Genomic DNA, 17,754 nt, shown 5'->3' on the forward strand with positions numbered 1-17,754 from the left:
GTGTGCTAGAGTAGCGGATTTGCACGCGCATGTAAGTATGTGTCTTTAAACGTGGACCCGCACGGGTTTATAGAAGGGTATCAAAGGGCTATGAAAACCGCAGAGTTGCGACAGGCATTTCTCGATTACTTCAAGCAGCAGGGCCACACCATCGTACCAAGCAGTTCGCTGGTGCCGGCGGACGACCCTACATTGCTGTTTACCAACGCGGGAATGAACCAGTTCAAGGACGTGTTCCTTGGCCGTGAAGAGCGCGACTACACCCGGGCGACCACCTCGCAAAAGTGCGTTCGGGCCGGCGGCAAGCACAATGATCTGGAAAATGTGGGTTACACCGCGCGCCACCATACCTTTTTCGAGATGCTGGGCAACTTCAGCTTCGGTGACTACTTCAAGCGCGAAGCCATCAATTTTGCCTGGACCTTCCTGACCGGTGACGACTGGCTGAAGCTGCCGAAAGAAAAGCTGTGGGTGACCATATATGCCTCTGATGACGAAGCGTTTGATATCTGGAACCAGGAAATCGGCGTTCCGGCTGACCGCATTGTACGCATTGGTGACAACAAGGGTGCTCCCTACGCTTCCGACAATTTCTGGCAGATGGGCGATACCGGCCCCTGCGGCCCCTGTACCGAGATCTTCTTTGACCACGGCCCGGACGTAGCTGGTGGCCCTCCCGGTAGCCCGGAAGAAGACGGTGACCGCTACATCGAGATCTGGAACGTAGTGTTCATGCAGTACAACCGCCAGGCGGACGGTGAAATGCTGCCGCTGCCCAAGCCCTCGGTAGATACCGGTATGGGGCTTGAGCGCATCACCGCCGTGCTTCAGGGGGTTCACAGCAACTATGAAATCGACTTGATGCAGGACCTGCTGAATGCAGCTTCTGACATCCTCGGTGGCGTGGACACCACTGAGGCCTCGCTACGGGTAGTGGCAGACCATATTCGCTCCTGTGCCTTCCTGATCGCCGATGGTGTGATGCCGTCCAATGAAGGCCGGGGCTTCGTGCTGCGCAGGATCATCCGCCGGGCTGCCCGCCATGGCAACAAACTGGGGGCAACCCGGGCATTCTTCTACAAGCTGACTGGCGCGCTGGTTGAGTTAATGGGCGACGCCTACCCGCAACTGGTCAGCAGCCGCAAACAGATTGAAAAGGTGCTGTTGCAGGAAGAAGAGCAGTTCGCCAAGACCCTGGACAAGGGTCTGCGCCTGTTGGAGCAGGATATTGCTGAACTGAAGGGTACCGAGATTCCGGGCGAAACCATTTTCACCCTTTATGATACCTACGGTTTCCCGGTGGATCTTACCAACGATATCGCCCGCGAGCGTGGCCTGACTCTGGATTATGAAGGCTACGAAAAAGCCATGGAGCGCCAGCGCGAGCGTGCCCGAGCCGCCAGCAAATTCGGCATCGATTACAACGCCGCCGGCCTGACCATTGAAGGTTCCACCGAGTTTACCGGTTACGAGCATATCGATGGCCACGAAACCATTCGCACGGTGATTGTTGATGGCAATGAAAAGAATGCCCAGGCGGGCGATGAAGCCGTGGTGGTTCTGGAGCGCACGCCGTTCTACGCGGAATCCGGTGGCCAGGTGGGCGACACCGGCCTGCTGACCTGGAGCGGCGGCCGTTTCAAAGTGACGGACACCCAGAAGGAGGGCAAAAACCACCTTCACATCGGCACTGTGATCGAAGGTGAACTGTTTCCCGGTCTGGAAGTGGATGCACGCATCGACCATGCTCGCCGTGAACGGACCAAGAAAAACCATTCGGCAACGCACCTGATGCACGCTGCACTCCGCAACGTGCTGGGTGAGCACGTTTCCCAGAAAGGCTCGCTGGTGGACCCGGACAAGCTGCGTTTCGACTTTTCCCACTTCGAACCGGTGACACCGGAACAGTTGCGGGAAATTGAGCGCCAGGTCAACCAGCAGATACTGGATAACACCCCCGTACAGACGGAAATCACCGACATGGAGCAGGCCCAGGCCAAGGGCGCCATAGCGCTGTTTGGTGAAAAATACGGCGACACCGTCAGGGTGCTTAGCATGGGTTCCGATGACTACTCCGTGGAGCTTTGCGGTGGTACTCACGTGGCGCGTACCGGCGATATCGGTTTGTTCCGCATTACCTCGGAAAGCGGTATTTCTTCTGGCGTGCGCCGGATTGAAGCCGTGACCGGTTTTGGCGCCCTGGAGTGGGTAGAGGAAACCGAGCAGACACTGCGCGAGGCGGCAAAGCTGGTAAAAGGCTCCCGCGAGTCGCTGGTGGAGAAAGTTCAGCAAACCCTGGAACGCAACCGGCAGCTCGAAAAAGAGCTCAATGCGCTTCAGGCAAAACTGGCAAGCTCTGCCGGAACTGACCTGGCCGGTTCTGCCGTTGAGGTTGGTGGCCTGAAAGTGGTTGCTTCAGAAATGCAGGGCGCGGATCGCAAGGCGCTGATGGAAACGGCAGACCAGCTCAAGAACAAGCTGGGTGAGGGTGTAGTCGTCCTCGCCAGCGTTGAAGATGGCAAGGTTACCCTGGTGGCCGGTGTGACCAAGTCTGCCACCGGCAGGATCAAAGCCGGCGACCTGATGAAGCATCTGGCTGCCCAGGTTGACGGCAAGGGTGGTGGTCGCCCCGATATGGCCCAGGGCGGAGGTAATGATCCCTCCAAACTGGCGGAGGCCCTTGCCGGAGTTCCTGCCTGGGTTGAGAAAAATATTGCTTAGGTAGCTGTTGCGAAAACGGGCAGGCGTTTATAATCCCGCCCGTTTGATCGTCTGAGGCAGGGCTTTGTCCTGCCATTTGTCCACGTTTGGTATCGGGAAAATAATGGCGCTCTTGGTTCAGAAATTTGGTGGTACATCCGTAGGCACCACCGAACGGATTGAAGCGGTTGCTGAGAAAGTCAGTCGCTTTCGCAGGGAAGGGCACGACGTGGTGGTTGTAGTGTCAGCCATGAGTGGCGAGACCAACCGTCTGATTGGCCTTGCCAATGAAATCATGGATGAGCCCACTCCCCGGGAAATGGATGTGCTGATATCCACCGGTGAACAGGTGACCATAGCTCTGTTGTCCATGGCCCTGCAGAAACGCGGATGCGATGCACGGTCCTACACGGGCTCCCAGGTGAGGATTCTGACCGACAGCACCCACACCAAGGCGCGCATCAAGCAGATTGATGAGCAGCGCATGAAGGAAGACCTCAATGCCGGCCGGGTGGTTGTGGTTGCAGGGTTTCAGGGCATTGACGATAACGGCAGTATCACCACTCTGGGCCGTGGTGGCTCGGATACCACAGCCGTTGCCCTTGCTGCAGCATTGAAGGCTGATGAATGTCAGATCTACACTGATGTAGACGGTGTTTATACCACCGACCCGCGGGTGGTCGACAGCGCGCGCCGGCTTGAACGGATCACCTTCGAAGAAATGATCGAGATGGCAAGCCTCGGCTCGAAAGTTCTTCAGATTCGTGCGGTGGAATTTGCAGGTAAATACAATGTTCCTTTAAGGGTTCTTTCCAGCTTCCAGGAAGGTGAGGGCACCCTGATTACTTTTGAGGATGAAAGCGCCATGGAACAACCGCTCGTCTCCGGTATAGCCTTTAACCGTGATGAAGCCAAGCTGACGATTGCCGGGGTACCGGATACACCGGGCAGTGCGTTGCGTATTCTGCAGCCGATCAGTGATGCCAATATCGAAGTCGACATGATCGTTCAGAACGTCGGCGCGGACAACCGCACGGATTTCACCTTTACCGTGCACCGGAATGATTTCAGGCGTGCCCAGGCTGTTCTCCAGAAGGTATCGGATGAGCTCAGCGCCCGGGAAGTCAGTGGTGACAGCAAGATCGCGAAGGTGAGCATTGTGGGTGTGGGGATGCGTTCCCACGCAGGTGTCGCAACTAAAATGTTTGCAGCGCTGTCTAACGAGGGCATCAATATTCTGATGATTTCCACGTCCGAGATTAAGATCTCTGTGGTGATTGACGAAAAATACCTTGAGCTGGCGGTGCGGGCGCTTCATAGTGCTTTCGAACTGGACAAACCCGGGATCGAGGAAGCCTGATAGTTTGCGGGCAAAAACGCCGGTTCGTTTGGGTTTTCGGTAAAAGGGCATCATTTGCAGGCTTCTGCCTTCATAAGTGCGTATAAGTGATTATGCGTCTTTTGATCAGTAAGTGATCCCACTATAAAAGTAAGCAGTATACATTTGTCGGAACAGGTAGCTCTGGATAAGGGAGTAAAGGACATGTTGATTTTGACCCGCCGTGTAGGCGAGACCCTGATGGTCGGTGATGACATCACCGTAACCGTGCTTGGGGTGAAGGGGAACCAGGTAAGAATCGGTGTCAATGCGCCGAAAGAAGTGGCGGTACACCGCGAAGAAATCTATCAGCGCATACAGAGCGAGAAGGGCTCTGAAGAGCCGGAGCCCGGCAACAGCTGAGAGTGACAAAAAGCCGTTCGAGGGAAGCCCGGACGGTTTTTTTGTATCAGGGAAGGCGGCGTTTGAAAAAACTCGTGTCAACCCTATGAAATCAGAAAAATTATGGTAGTATACGCCCCGTTCTCAAGGAGAGGTGGGTGAGTGGCTGAAACCAGTTCCCTGCTAAGGAACCGTACGAGCAATCGTACCGAGGGTTCGAATCCCTCCCTCTCCGCCATTTCTTTTGGGAGATGAAAGAGAACAGTTTGAAGCGAGAATTCGTGATGCGCGGCTGTAGCTCAGCTGGATAGAGTACCTGGCTACGAACCAGGCGGTCGGAGGTTCGAATCCTCCCAGCCGCGCCATTCTCGAACAGGCTTGCAAGGTTTCAAGCGGCTGTAGCTCAGCTGGATAGAGTACCTGGCTACGAACCAGGCGGTCGGAGGTTCGAATCCTCCCAGCCGCGCCATATTAAGACCAAAGCGCCTCAGTTTGTGAATCCCACAGGCTGAGGCGTTTTGCTATGTATAGCTGGGAGAATTTGAACCGAAAGAGGTTCGACCGAAACCCACGCTGTGGGTTGAGGAACGCCGGAGCAAAGCGACGGCGGCCCCGAAGGGGTGAGGGCCGTAGACCCGAATAATCCTCCCAGCCGCGCCATATCAAACAAAAGACCCCGCTCTCGAGCGGGTTTTTTGTTTTCTGATCCCTCCATTAATTGCGCCATTTACTGATTGCTCCTATGGTATAAATGCTGGTTTTAGAAATTATGTTTCGCCAGGCAGAACGAAGGTACCATCAACAATAATAATCAGGAGCAAAGATATGATGTTGAGTAAAAATCTCTTGGCAATGGCGTGTGCCACTGCAGTAGCGGTTACGGCTCCGACCATTGCCCTCGCCATGGCATCGGATCAGGACAAGGCCCGGGGACAGGGAATAGGAAAGGGCTTGACCGAGCATGTGCGTGAGCACGACAGCCGGGTTTTCCGGGTTCAGGAAAACGCCGATCTGGCCTTCACGGCTTTCACGGGGGCGACAGCGTACTGGGGGGTCTATGAGGGCATTGAGGGACCCGCCTCCTACACCGCCGAGTTCCCGCAAAACTGGAATGGCGGTGTGATCATGTACACCCATGGTTTCCGTGGCCGGGGTCAGACATTAACGCGTGAGGTGCCCAATCTGGCGTTCCGGAATACTGCCCTGGCTCTCGGCTATGCCTGGGCGGCATCGTCTTACTCGGCCAACTATTACGACGTGCGTGCGGCCATAGAGGATACCAACCGCCTGGCGCTGGAACTGACAGACTATCTCGAGCGCGACTGGAGTGTGGGATATCGCGACCCCGGTCAGTACCTGATTGCGGGCGTTTCAATGGGTGGTCATACGGCAGCCGCCGCCGTTGAGCGCGAAACGCTGGAAACGGCGCGTTATCCGGTTGCTTACGAGGGGGCTCTACCGTTGTGTCAGGCAGAACAGAACCAGTTTCAATGGCTTGGTGACTACAACCGCGTTGTCAGAGAGCTTGCCGGCTTCGGTCACCGGCCTTATGAAGACTACCAGGAGTACGTTGGTGAGGCGCTGTTCAACCTGTTCGAGTTCGACGGGGGTGCACCCACTTTCGTGCCGCAGAATGAGGCTGGTCAGCGTCTGAAGGACATTGCGATGAATCTGACCGGTGGAGACCGGCCGATTTTTGACGAGGGCTTTCAGAACCCGGTGTGGCACGGGGCGGTTCTGGGTACTGGCGGAGCTGATGGGACTGTAACCGGTATCCTGGCCAATGAGATTTACGACAATACAGACCGTATCTATCGCTGGACAGACGGCAAGCGTTTTACTGACCAGGAGCGGGCATTTACTGCGAAAGTTGGGCGCTTCCAGGCGGAAAAGGGTGCCAACCCTGTTCGTGACGACAGCGTCCGCTGGCTACCTCTGGTTCAGGGTGACTTCGATGTCCCGGTGCTGACCATGCACACGCTGGGTGACTTTTTCGTACCATTCGTGCATCAGCAGCGCTATCGTGAAGCGGCCGAGACCCATGGCAGTGGGGATATGCTGGTGCAGCGGGCGATCCGTGATCCGAACCACTGCGGCTTCTCGGGCACCGAGTTCTCTACAGCGCTCGTGGACCTGGTGACCTGGGTGAATTCTGGTATCAAGCCCGGTGGCGACGAGGTTCTGGACCCGGCAGAAGTGGCCGATGAGCAGTACGGCTGTGCCTACACCAATGATGAGCTGTCCAGCGGGCGTGATAATCTCCCGCAGTGCGAATAAACGGGCAGTCGCCAAGGTGTTGCTGAAGCGCCCGCTACGATCGTAGCGGGCGCTTCAGTGTTTCTGTGTAATGTCCGGGTAGACGGTTGCTACCACATCAAGTCATCCGGAATCTCGTAACCCGCATAAGGGTCGTCATCACCCTGGTCATCGTTCTTGCGGTCGTGCAGCACTACAACGGCACTTTCATCCCGTTCCATAATCTTTCGTGCTACGCCTTCAGCGACAATTTCGTAGGCGTCATTCACGAATACAATGGCCAGCCGCCCCCGTGAGAGCTGGTCAACCATGGTGTCGTCCACAAAGAGCTTCTTGATCTTTTTGTCATGCACGAACTGGTAGGAGGTTTCACCCCGGGACCGATCAAGGCGGTTGGTTTCCACCAATTGCTGGATCTGGGCGTGAATGGCCTTTTTCTCCGCCTGCTTCTGGCGCTCGAGATTCAGTTGCCGGTCCCGTTCCGCCTTTTCTTCCCTTGCCTGGCGGGCGCGGATCTCGGCTTCATTGACCTCAACGGACCCCTTGGGTTGCTGCTTGCGCTTCTTGTGTTTCTCATTGCGGATGGCCTTGGCCTTTTTCTCATCGGCCAGGCCGGCTTTCAACAGCTGATCCTGTAGTGATGGCATTCAATGCTCCGTGACAGGTTTCTATTTCTGGTAAACTGCCCCCAGTATACGCCCGGAATGCTCCCGGTCGAACCCATCCCCTATTGCTATTCCAGGAATTTTTATGCCGTCATTCAGTGAGCTGGGTCTTTCCCGGCCAATGCTCGAAAATCTGTCGAGACTTGGCTTTGAAAGTCCGACCCCCATCCAGATCGGCGCCTTGCCGCCTGCGCTCAAGGGCAGCGACCTGATTGCCATGGCTCAGACCGGCAGTGGCAAGACGGCTGCTTTCGGGATTCCCCTGGTGGAAAAACTGCAGCCGCGCAGGTTTGTGGTTCAGGGGCTGGTACTCTGCCCGACGCGGGAATTGGCGGACCAGGTGGCCAAAGCCCTTCGAGAACTGGCGGTGGCGCGGGATAATGTGAAAATCCTGTCCTTGTGTGGCGGTGTTTCCATTGGGCCGCAGATTGGCTCGCTCAGCCATGGCGCCCACATTGTGGTGGGGACCCCGGGGCGGATTCAGGATCACCTTCGTAAAGGGACTCTCAGGCTGGACCAGCTTACAACTCTGGTTCTGGATGAAGCAGACCGGATGCTGGATATGGGTTTCCAGGAAGCGGTAGAGGACATCATTGGTCAGGCGCCAAAGAAGAGGCAGACGTTGATGTTTTCTGCCACCTGGCCCGAAAACATCCGCAGGCTCAGCGAGCAGTACCAGAACAACCCGGTGGATGTGCGGATTGATAGCCAGGCACTCGAGTCCGACATTAGTGAACAGTTTTATGAGATCGCGCCAGGACAACAGGTTCAGGCCCTGGCGGCGTTGCTGTCGCTGCACCAGCCTGCTTCCTGTATTGCTTTCTGTACCAGGAAGCAGCAGTGCGATGAGGTGGCCAGTGAGCTGAATAGTATGGGATTTTCAGCCCTGCCTCTGCACGGTGATCTTGAGCAGAGGGACCGAGACAGTGTTCTGGTCCGTTTTGGTAATCAGAGCTGTTCAGTGCTTGTGGCCACCGATGTTGCTGCGCGAGGCCTGGATATCAAGTCTCTGCCACTGGTGGTGAACGTCGAGCCTGCCCGGGACCCGGAAGTGCATACCCATCGTGTCGGGCGCACAGGCCGGGCGGGGGAACAGGGCCTGGCAGTGACATTCTGCACGCCGTCCCAGGCTCACAAGATCAACCGGCTGGAGGCCGGGCGCAAACAGGCCGTGGAATGGGGTGATACGGGGAATCTGTTGGCAACGCCGTTGCAGCCGATGGATCCTGCGATGAAAACCCTGTGCATCGCCGGGGGACGGAAAGACAAGGTCCGTCCGGGCGATGTCCTTGGTGCGCTCACGGGCGAGGCAGGGCTGCCGGGGAAGGTGGTCGGGAAGATTGATCTCTTTGATTTTCAGTGTTTTGTTGCCGTGGAGAAGGAATCAGCGGCAATGGCTCTGAAACGACTGGAGCAAGGTCGAATAAAGGGTCGGAAAATGCGTGTACGCTATGCATGAATGAGAATCGGTTTTACCTGCCCGATTCCTGTCAGTGTGGGCCTGTGCGCTCGGAAACCACCTATTGAAACCTGCAATTAGGTTGCTCAGCGAGTCGGAAAACGGTAAATTACGCGGGATTTTGCCCCCCGAAGTGCCTGGTCTGCGGATACTCTCCGCGGATTGGCAGGCAGCTCGGGAAAATCAACAACTCAATACAGGTAGCTATTCGTTATGAATGAGCTGATGTCACAAGCCATCGATCTGATGGTCGCAGGCATGGGGTTTGTCTTCGCATTCCTGATCATATTGGTGTTTGCAACCCTGCTCATGTCAAAACTGGTGCTCCGGTTTGGTCCAGCTGAGCCTGAACCTGCCGCTCCGAAATCACGTGCAAAGCCCTCAGCGCCGTCGCCAGTTGATCCTGACACCGCTGAAGCGATTAAGAAAGCGATTGCACAATACCGGTCACGCCACAAGAAGTGACCGGGCAGACAGATTAGAACCTTTAAACAGAAGGCTGACACGATGACTGACACGAAGAAACCGCTGGGGATTACGGACGTTATTCTGCGTGACGCCCACCAGTCCCTGCTGGCCACCCGCATGCGGCTTGACGATATGCTGCCCATTGCCGAGAAGCTGGACAAAGTAGGCTTCTGGTCTCTGGAATCCTGGGGTGGAGCTACCTTTGACTCCTGCATTCGCTATCTGGGCGAGGACCCGTGGGAGCGCATCCGTGAGCTGAAAAAAGCCATGCCCAATACCCCGCAGCAGATGCTGCTGCGTGGCCAGAACTTGCTGGGCTACCGGCATTACGCGGATGATGTGGTTGACCGTTTCTGTGAGCGTGCCGCCGAAAACGGCGTTGATGTATTCCGGATTTTTGATGCGATGAACGATCCTCGCAACCTGGATCGCGCCATCAAGGCCGTTCGAAAGACCGGCAAACATGCCCAGGGCACGATCGCCTATACCACCAGTCCGGTGCACACCATCGAAATGTGGGTAGAGCTGGCGAAGGAAGTCGCGGACATGGGCGCGGACTCCATCGCTATCAAGGACATGGCGGGCATTCTCAAGCCTTATGTCGCTTTTGATCTGGTCAGCCGTCTGAAGAAAGAGCTGGATATCCCGATTCACATGCAGTGCCATGCCACGACCGGTATGTCTACGGCGACCGCCATCAAGGCAGCGGAAGCTGGTATCGATAACGTGGATACGGCCATCTCCTCAATGAGTATGACCTATGGTCACTCCCCCACCGAGGCGGTGGTTGCGATTCTGGAAGGAACCGATCGTGACACAGGCCTCGATCTGAACCTGCTTGAAGAGATTGCCAGTTACTTCCGTGAAGTGCGTAAGAAATACGCCAGGTTCGAAGGCAGCCTCAGGGGCACTGACTCCCGCATCCTGATTGCTCAGGTTCCGGGTGGCATGCTGACCAACATGGAAAATCAGTTGAAAGAGCAGAACGCGGCCGACAAGTTCGACCAGGTTCTGGATGAAATCCCCAAGGTACGTGAAGACCTGGGCTTCATCCCGCTGGTAACACCGACCTCCCAGATCGTTGGCACCCAGGCGGTACTGAATGTACTGACCGGTGAGCGTTACAAGTCCATCTCCAAGGAAACCTCTGCCATTCTCAAGGGCGAGTACGGTGCTGCACCGGCGCCAATGAACAAGGAGCTGCAGGAGCGTGTTCTGGATGGAAAAGAGCCGGTCACCTGCCGTCCAGCCGACCTCATCGAGCCGGAAATGGACAAGCTGACCGAAGAACTCAAGAAGCTGGCTGATGAGAAAGGAATCAAGCTGTCGGAGAACACTGAAGACGACGTTCTGACCTACGCTCTGTTCCCGCAGATTGGCCTCAAGTTCCTGGAAAATCGCGGTAACCCGGATGCGTTCGAGCCGGTCCCGACGGCAGAGAGCGCCGCTCCGGCCAAGAAGTCCGAAGGTCCTGAGACCTACACCGTAGAAGTGAACGGCAAGAAGTTTGTGGTGGCCGTTTCTGAAGGTGGCGAGATCACCCAGATCCAGGGTGAGGGCGGTGCTGCCTCTGCACCGGCAGCTTCTTCGCCTGCTCCGGTTCCGGCCGGCGACGGTGAGCCTGTTCTGGCGCCACTGGGTGGCAACATCTTCAAGGTACTGGTGTCCCCGGGTGATGCCGTTGAAGAAGGCGATGTGCTGATCATTCTCGAAGCCATGAAAATGGAAACCGAGGTGCGTGCACCCAAGGCCGGTACCATCGGCGAAGTCTTCATCAAGGTCGGTGATGCCGTCTCCCCTGATGATGAAATGCTGACAATCGCATAAGGGCCAGCATTCCATGGATAAATTAATGACGTTGTGGACGGGCAGTGGCCTGTTCAACATAGAAATTGGCCAGGTGGTGATGATCGTCATCGGCCTGCTGCTTCTGTACCTTGCGATCCGCAAGAAGTTCGAGCCATTGTTGCTGGTACCGATTGGTTTCGGTGGCATTCTGGCGAATATTCCGGAGGCAGGGCTTGCCCTGTCTGCGGCGGAGAATGCCCTGCATTTTGCCAAGCCGGAAGTTCTGGCGGCTTTGGCCAGCACACTGGATGTTGGTTACCAGGCGGGGCAGGTCGTGACCCCTGAGGTGAAGGAGGCGTTTAAACTCGCCTTCAAGGATGCGGGCTATTCCACCGTTAGCGCGGCTAATGCCATTGCATCTGACTACGGCTATGGCAATGGTATGCTCTACAACTTTTACACCATTGTTATTGGTAGTACCGTTGGGCCGCTGCTGATTTTCATGGGTGTAGGTGCAATGACGGACTTTGGCCCGCTGCTGGCAAACCCGAAGACATTGCTGCTGGGCGCCGCTGCCCAGTTCGGTATCTTTGGTACGGTGCTGGGTGCAGCGTTGCTGGACTGGCTGGGCATTCTTGATTTCACCATCCTGGAAGCTGCTGCCATCGGTATTATCGGTGGTGCGGATGGCCCCACATCCATCTATGTGTCCAGCGTACTGGCACCCCACCTGATTGGTGCCATCGCGGTTTCAGCCTACGCTTACATGGCGCTGGTTCCGATGATTCAGCCGCCGATCATGAAGGCGCTGACCACACAGAAAGAACGGGCCATCAAGATGTCCCAGCTGCGCCCGGTGACGAAGAAAGAGAAAATCGTCTTCCCGATCGTGGTGCTGGTTGCGGTTGCACTGTTCCTGCCGGATGCGGCTCCGCTGCTGGGTATGTTCTGCTTTGGTAACCTGATGCGTGAGTGTGGCGTGGTTGAGCGTTTGAGCGACACTGCCCAGAACGCACTCATCAATATCGTGACCATTTTCCTGGGGCTGTCGGTTGGCTCCAAGCTGATGGCAGACAAGTTCCTGGATGGTCAGACTCTGGGCATCCTGGGGCTGGGTATTGTGGCCTTCGGTGTTGGTACGGCGTGTGGTGTTCTGATGGCGAAGCTGATGAATGCCTTCGTCAAAGAGCCCATCAATCCGTTGATCGGTTCTGCCGGCGTATCCGCGGTGCCAATGGCAGCACGGGTGTCCAACAAGGTTGGTCTTGAGGCCAATCCGCATAACTTCCTGCTGATGCACGCCATGGGCCCGAACGTGGCCGGCGTAATCGGCTCTGCGGTGGCTGCGGGTGTGATGATCAAGCTTCTGGGCTGATCGTTTCACTCTGGTGAACAAGAAAGCCCCGCTTCGTGCGGGGTTTTCTTGTTTCTGTTTCTAATGAAAATCCCGCGAACTAACCGGCAATGTCTCAATCAAATGACTCAAATCCGATAACCGTCCTGCCATCACATGAACAATATCCCCCTCTCTCTCCAATACACCCTTCACATGTAACAACCGCGCCGTGATCAACGGCTTACGCTGCCGCCGGGCTGTTTCCAGCCATACCACCACATTCACATTACCGGTTTCATCTTCCAGGGTAACGAAGGTAACTCCGGAGGCAGAGCCGGGGCGTTGGCGGCCGGTGACCAGGCCGGCAACCTGGACAGGACGACCCGGCTGGATGGCCTTGAGCTGTTCGGCGCTGAGGCAGAACTTCAGGTGGCCCTGTTCACGGAGCAGGGCCAGGGGGTGGCGTTGCAGGGTAAGCCCCTGGCTGGCGTAGTCGGCGAGTACATTCTGGCCTTCCGTGGGCTCGGGCAGGTGCACGCAGGTGTTGTCCGGCAGGTATTCCGCGCTTGTTTCAGCAGCAAAGAGTTCAGCGGGTTGCTCGTGACCGAGGAGTTGCCAGTAGGCCTGATGACGGTTGGCGGTGAAGTCCGGCATGGCGTTGGCCCCGGCGAGAAGTTCCATATCCCGCTGATTCAGCCCTGCCAGTTGCCGGAGTTCGTCGGTGGTGCGGTAGCCCTGCTGTGGGCGATGCTGGCAAAGGCGTTCGGCACCCCTGGTGGACAGACCCTGAATTAGCCTCAGACCCAGGCGTAGTTGGTGATCGGAGCCTTCGAGTGTGTGGTCCCACTGGCTGTGATTTACATCCGTTGGCAACGCGATGACGTTGTGCCGGCGGGCGTCCTGAACCAGCTGGGAGGGTGAGTAGAATCCCATGGGCTGGCTGTTGAGCAGGGCGCAATAGAAAGCTGCAGGGTAGTGGCGCTTTATCCATGAGGACACATACACCAGCAACGCAAAACTGGCGGCGTGGGATTCCGGAAAGCCGTAGCCGCCAAAGCCACAGATCTGAAGATACAGCCTCTCGGCGAAATCGGTGTCGTGGCCTCTTTCCAGCATGCCGTTGATGAGCTTGTCCCGAAAGGGTGTCAGATCGCCGTGCGATTTCCAGGCGGCCATGGCGCGGCGGAGCTGGTCGGCCTCTCCGGCGGAGAAACCAGCGGCCACCATGGCCAGTTTGATCACCTGTTCCTGAAAGATGGGTACACCCAGGGTGCGCTCAAGGACTTTGCGGACCGCATCGTTGGGGTAGTCGACCGGCTCCAGCCCATGTTTGCGGCGTAGGTAGGGGTGCACCATATCGCCCTGTATGGGACCGGGGCGGACGATGGCAACCTCGATCACCAGGTCGTAATAGGTGCTCGGTTTCAGGCGCGGAAGCATATTGATCTGGGCGCGGGATTCCACCTGGAAGACGCCAATGCTGTCGCCTTTCTGGAGCATGGCGTAGGTGGACGGGTCTTCCTCAGGAACGTCCTGCATGGTGAAGGCTGTGCCTTTTTCCGCACTTATCAGCTCCAAGGCCTTACGGATGGCGGTCAGCATGCCCAGGGCAAGCACATCTACTTTCATCAGGCCCAGGCTTTCCAGGTCGTCTTTGTCCCACTGGATGACAGTCCGGTCGGCCATGGCGGCGTTTTCCACCGGTACCAGCTCGGCCAGCGGGCCCGCGCTGATAACAAACCCGCCCACATGCTGGGACAGATGGCGTGGAAAGCCGAGCAGGGTATTGACCAGGGTAAAGAACTGGTCGGCCACTTTCGGGTTGCGGGTCAGGTGTTTGTCGAGAATCTGCTGGCGCCAGTTGTTGGCCTTGTCCCGCCAGTCGATGCCTTCCAGCAGCTGCTCCACCATGGCCGGATCAAAACCCAGGGCCTTGCCCACATCACGAATGGCACTGCGTGGCCGGTAGCGGATCACAGTGGCCGCCAGGGCGGCCCGTTCACGACTGTAGCGCCGGTAAATGTACTGGATGACCTCTTCCCGACGTTCATGCTCAAAGTCCACGTCGATGTCTGGTGGCTCGTTACGGTCTTTGGAGATGAAGCGCTCGAACAGCAGTTCCACCCGGGCCGGATTAACCTCGGTGATGCCCAGGCAGTAACATACGGCGGAATTGGCCGCCGAGCCCCGACCCTGGCAGAGGATGCCCTGATTGCGGGCAAAGGCGACGATGTCGTGGATGGTGAGAAAGTAGTGCTCGTACTTCATCTCCGAGATCAGGGCCAGCTCCTTGCGGATCAGCCCCTGAACGCTCAACGGGGTTCCTTCGGGGTATCGGCGGTGTTCGCCCTCGCGGGTCAATCGTTTCAGGTAGGCCGCCGGCGATTCACCGTCCGGTACCAGGTCTGGCGGGTACTCGTAGCGCAGGCTGCCGGGCTCGAAGGTGCACTGGTCGGCAATCCGGAGAGCTTCCCGAAGCCAGGCTTCCGGGAACAGGCGCCGCAAAACCGGCAATGGCCGCAGGTAACGTTCGCCATTCTGGAACAGGCAGTGGCCGGCATTCTCCAGGCTGGTGTGGTTGCGCAGGGCGGTGAGTACGTCCTGCAGCGGCTGACGCTCCCGGCTGTGCATGTGCACCTCGCCGGTGGCGGTGATCGGGCAGCGCAATTGATCGGCCAGCCAGCGGGCACGGGCCAGTTGCTGTTCCTCGCCGGATTCAAGAGTACGGGCCGCAGCAATCCAGAAACGCGGCTCGAACAGCCGTTGCAGCCATTCGCCACCGGCCAGGGCCTGATCGGCGTCGGCGTCGGCCGGTGAAGGCGGCAGCCACAGGCACAGGCAGTCATCCAGTGTGTGAGTTTCCACGTCCCGGAAGAACAGCTGGTACTGGCCTTTCTCCGCCCGGCGCCGCCCCGTGGTGATCAGCTGGCAGAGCTGGCCATAACCCTTGCGAGTGCGGGCCAGAACAATAAATCGGGGCGGAATGGCGCCGGGCGGGGCATCGTGGAGTTCAAGCCAGCTGCCGGTGATCAGCTTCACCGGGCTGTCCTTCAGGGCGGCCCAGGCGCGGGGGATACCGGCCACCGAGCAAGCATCGGTGATGGCCAGGGCGGTGTAGCCCAGTTCGGCGGCTCGCTCGGCCAGTTCCTGAGGGTGGGAGGCGCCAGTCAGGAAGGTGAAGTTGCTGAAGCAGAACAGCTCAGCGTAGGACAACTCATTCATTAGCCAAACCACCCGTGCACGAACCAGCCGTCCCGCACATCCCGAAACACCCAGGCCAGCTGGCCATTGTTGAGCTGGGCGACGTAATAATCCCGGTGTACCCGCTGGCCATCCCACCAGCCACCACTGATCCGTTCCGGGCCGGCAAACCAGGTGGTTGGCGTTTCCGTGAGTGGTTGCGGCCCCGGCAGTAACCACAGGGGACGGCGGGGCAGCTGGCTTGAAAGGGGTGTTTCCGGCCGGCTTTTGCGCTGCACGGCGGACGCACTCCAGGCCCGTTCCGGGCGATGGTCAGCCTGGGGCGAAAGCTGCTTGAGGGCGTTGTCTCCCAGCCGGGCCTGTAGTCGGCTCATCAGGGTATGCCAGGCTTCATTCAGATCCTGGGAATCGCCCAGCAAGTCCTGCCCGTTGTGGGCCTCGCGACCCAGGAACCGTTTCACCGACAACAGCAGTGAGACCACCGGCGCCCGCAGGGGGTGTTGTTCAAAGCGCAGACGAATCAGGTCCAGAAACGCCTCCGCCCGGTGCTCCGGGCCTGAGGTGCGAATGCGCAGGCGGGTCGGCTCTTCGTGGCGGTGGTGGAGAATCAGCAACAGGATGTCGGTTTCCTGCTGACGCCAGCACAGGTCTTCTTCCAGCTCCGACAGAATGCGCTGCAATGGAAACAGCAAACCCTGGGATTGTTCAATCTCCTGCACGAAATCCGCCTGTTGCCGGAAGTGGTGGGGCGGCTGCCAGGGGGATTGGGGGTCGGGTCGGGCGCCCTGGATTTTCTGAACATGGGCCAGAGTTTCCGGGGACAGCCGCCGGGCCAGTTCTGTTGCCGGCAGGTCAAAGACTTCGCCCAGGGTATTCAACCCCAGCCGTTGCAGGCGGGTGCAGGTGCGGGCATCGAATTCCGCCGTCAGCAGCGGCAACTGGCCCAGGGTGCGCAGAATGTGGCCGCTGTCGGCAGTGCATTCGCCCTTGCCGGAGCGGGCGATCAGCCGGGCCGCCAGCGGTGTGTGGCCAATGCCGGGCCAGGCGGTCAGCTGGCGTTCGTCGAGTGCCTGTTCCACGGTTTGCCAGACTGCTGGCAGGCCGCCATAGAGCCGCTGCAAACTGCCGATTTCCGCCATCAGGCCATCCGGTGGCACCAGCACAATGTGGGCGGCATAACGGTAGAGCCAGCGGGCCTGGTCTTCCAGAATCCGGGCTTCCTGCTGATGATCCGCGCGCACCATGCCCAGCTCCGGCACCAGGCTGATGGCGGTTTTCAGCCGCATACCGGCACGCACACCCTGATCCCGGGCATCGGGGCAGGCCTGGATTACCTTTTGTCCGGACCCTTCGACGATCACCAGTGCGCCCGCTTCCTCGCGAGACCGACGAATATGATCCAGCAACAGGTGCGGGAAGTGCAGGTACAACCAGAGCATGGCGATCTTACCGGGTTGAGGCGGGCCAGGGGCCCTGAACCACACGGGGGGCTTCGCGGAACGACAGATCCGCCCGGTGCGCCATCGCCAAGGCGCAGCGTTGGCCGGGCCAGCTGCCGCGGCGTTTGACGATGTTGACCTTCAGTTCCTGCTGGTCGCCGGGTTCCAGCTCAAGCCGCAGGGCAGCGGGGGAGTTCTGCCCGGCGTAACAGCGTTCGCGGAAGAGCACACATACATTGCTGCCGGCTTCCGCGGCCAGCTGTAAGCGCCGGACTTCCCGCGAGGCCAGTTTGCCTGGCCAGGCCATCACCAGGCCGGTGACCGGCGAACGCAGGCAGTTCTCCAGGGTCCACAGGAAATCCCCGTCGTCGGTGTGGATCATGACCACCTGATCCAGGTTCACGCCTTCCCGGGCCAGCGCCGGGGCATAGGGCGTATACGGCGGGTTCAGCCAGAACACAGTTTTGCCATTGTGGGAAAGCCGTTGCATCAGTGGCAGCAGCAGGTGCAGCTCGCCAATACCGGGGGTGTCCAGCAGGCATTCGCTCAGGGCGCCTTTCGGCCAGCCAATGCCACCGAGCTGATTGTCCAGAATCTGGTAGCCGGTCGGTTCCGCCGGCTGGGTGGTTTGCGTGTGCCGGTGCCCCTGCCAGACGCGGGCATCCTGCATCAGCGTGTTCAGAAGCTCGCTCATGGGAAAGATCTCAATATACTGTTTAAAT

The 17,754-nt window shown here is 58.2% G+C and carries 12 protein-coding genes and 3 tRNA genes; 11 read left to right on the forward strand and 4 right to left on the reverse strand.

Annotation, left to right across the window (positions count from 1 at the left end):
- Positions 1 to 90 precede the first annotated feature (90 nt).
- The 7 genes from alaS to FDP08_RS00385 all read left to right on the forward strand — a co-directional run bounded on the left by alaS (position 91) and on the right by FDP08_RS00385 (position 6,697).
- Positions 91 to 2,721, forward strand: a complete 2,631-nt coding sequence (gene alaS, locus FDP08_RS00355) for an alanine--tRNA ligase (RefSeq protein WP_137434075.1) — start codon at positions 91 to 93, stop codon at positions 2,719 to 2,721.
- 103 nt (positions 2,722 to 2,824) lie between these two features.
- Positions 2,825 to 4,060: an aspartate kinase gene (locus FDP08_RS00360; protein WP_137434076.1), complete on the forward strand. Its 1,236-nt coding sequence runs from the start codon at positions 2,825 to 2,827 to the stop codon at positions 4,058 to 4,060.
- A 183-nt stretch (positions 4,061 to 4,243) separates the two neighbouring features.
- A complete protein-coding gene (gene csrA, locus FDP08_RS00365) occupies positions 4,244 to 4,441 on the forward strand; it encodes a carbon storage regulator CsrA (RefSeq protein ID WP_008172808.1) in 198 nt (65 codons plus the stop codon).
- Positions 4,442 to 4,568: 127 nt separating this feature from the next.
- Positions 4,569 to 4,658: transfer RNA gene (locus tag FDP08_RS00370), tRNA-Ser, on the forward strand.
- Positions 4,659 to 4,708: 50 nt separating this feature from the next.
- Positions 4,709 to 4,785 (forward strand) — tRNA-Arg (locus FDP08_RS00375).
- 27 nt (positions 4,786 to 4,812) lie between these two features.
- Positions 4,813 to 4,889 (forward strand) — tRNA-Arg (locus FDP08_RS00380).
- A gap of 356 nt (positions 4,890 to 5,245) precedes the next feature.
- Positions 5,246 to 6,697, forward strand: coding sequence for an alpha/beta hydrolase (locus FDP08_RS00385; RefSeq protein ID WP_137434077.1), 1,452 nt, complete (start codon positions 5,246 to 5,248; stop codon positions 6,695 to 6,697).
- An 89-nt stretch (positions 6,698 to 6,786) separates the two neighbouring features.
- On the opposite strand, the gene FDP08_RS00390 is transcribed toward FDP08_RS00385, so the two are convergent.
- Complete coding sequence (locus FDP08_RS00390; protein WP_137434078.1) at positions 6,787 to 7,323, reverse strand: DUF2058 domain-containing protein; 537 nt, start codon at positions 7,321 to 7,323, stop codon at positions 6,787 to 6,789.
- 103 nt (positions 7,324 to 7,426) lie between these two features.
- On the opposite strand from FDP08_RS00390, the gene dbpA reads away from it, so the two are divergent.
- The 4 genes from dbpA (at position 7,427) to FDP08_RS00410 (ending at position 12,431) form a co-directional block, all read left to right on the forward strand.
- Entirely contained in the window at positions 7,427 to 8,800 is a 1,374-nt protein-coding gene (gene dbpA, locus FDP08_RS00395; RefSeq protein WP_137434079.1) for an ATP-dependent RNA helicase DbpA, read from the forward strand.
- A gap of 213 nt (positions 8,801 to 9,013) precedes the next feature.
- A complete protein-coding gene (locus tag FDP08_RS00400) occupies positions 9,014 to 9,265 on the forward strand; it encodes an OadG family protein (protein WP_137434080.1) in 252 nt (83 codons plus the stop codon).
- A 42-nt stretch (positions 9,266 to 9,307) separates the two neighbouring features.
- Positions 9,308 to 11,095 carry a sodium-extruding oxaloacetate decarboxylase subunit alpha gene (gene oadA / locus FDP08_RS00405; protein ID WP_137434081.1) on the forward strand — a complete coding sequence of 596 codons (1,788 nt, stop codon included), beginning with the start codon at positions 9,308 to 9,310 and terminating at the stop codon, positions 11,093 to 11,095.
- Between the two features lie 13 nt (positions 11,096 to 11,108).
- Positions 11,109 to 12,431 (forward strand): sodium ion-translocating decarboxylase subunit beta, encoded by a 1,323-nt coding sequence (locus tag FDP08_RS00410; RefSeq protein ID WP_137434082.1) that lies wholly within the window; start codon positions 11,109 to 11,111, stop codon positions 12,429 to 12,431.
- A gap of 60 nt (positions 12,432 to 12,491) precedes the next feature.
- Here FDP08_RS00410 and FDP08_RS00415 read toward each other — a convergent pair whose 3' ends face one another.
- Genes FDP08_RS00415 through imuA form a run of 3 tightly spaced genes read right to left on the reverse strand, consistent with a single transcriptional unit; the run spans position 12,492 to position 17,726 of the window.
- Positions 12,492 to 15,614 (reverse strand): error-prone DNA polymerase, encoded by a 3,123-nt coding sequence (locus tag FDP08_RS00415; RefSeq protein WP_137434083.1) that lies wholly within the window; start codon positions 15,612 to 15,614, stop codon positions 12,492 to 12,494.
- Positions 15,614 to 17,032 (reverse strand): Y-family DNA polymerase, encoded by a 1,419-nt coding sequence (locus FDP08_RS00420; RefSeq protein WP_137434084.1) that lies wholly within the window; start codon positions 17,030 to 17,032, stop codon positions 15,614 to 15,616. The genes FDP08_RS00415 and FDP08_RS00420 overlap by 1 nt, the downstream gene beginning before the upstream one ends.
- Positions 17,033 to 17,039: 7 nt before the next feature.
- Positions 17,040 to 17,726, reverse strand: coding sequence for a translesion DNA synthesis-associated protein ImuA (imuA, locus tag FDP08_RS00425; protein ID WP_137434085.1), 687 nt, complete (start codon positions 17,724 to 17,726; stop codon positions 17,040 to 17,042).
- Between the last annotated feature and the right edge of the window lie 28 nt (positions 17,727 to 17,754).

The organism is Marinobacter panjinensis (assembly GCF_005298175.1).
Classification (GTDB): domain Bacteria; phylum Pseudomonadota; class Gammaproteobacteria; order Pseudomonadales; family Oleiphilaceae; genus Marinobacter; species Marinobacter panjinensis.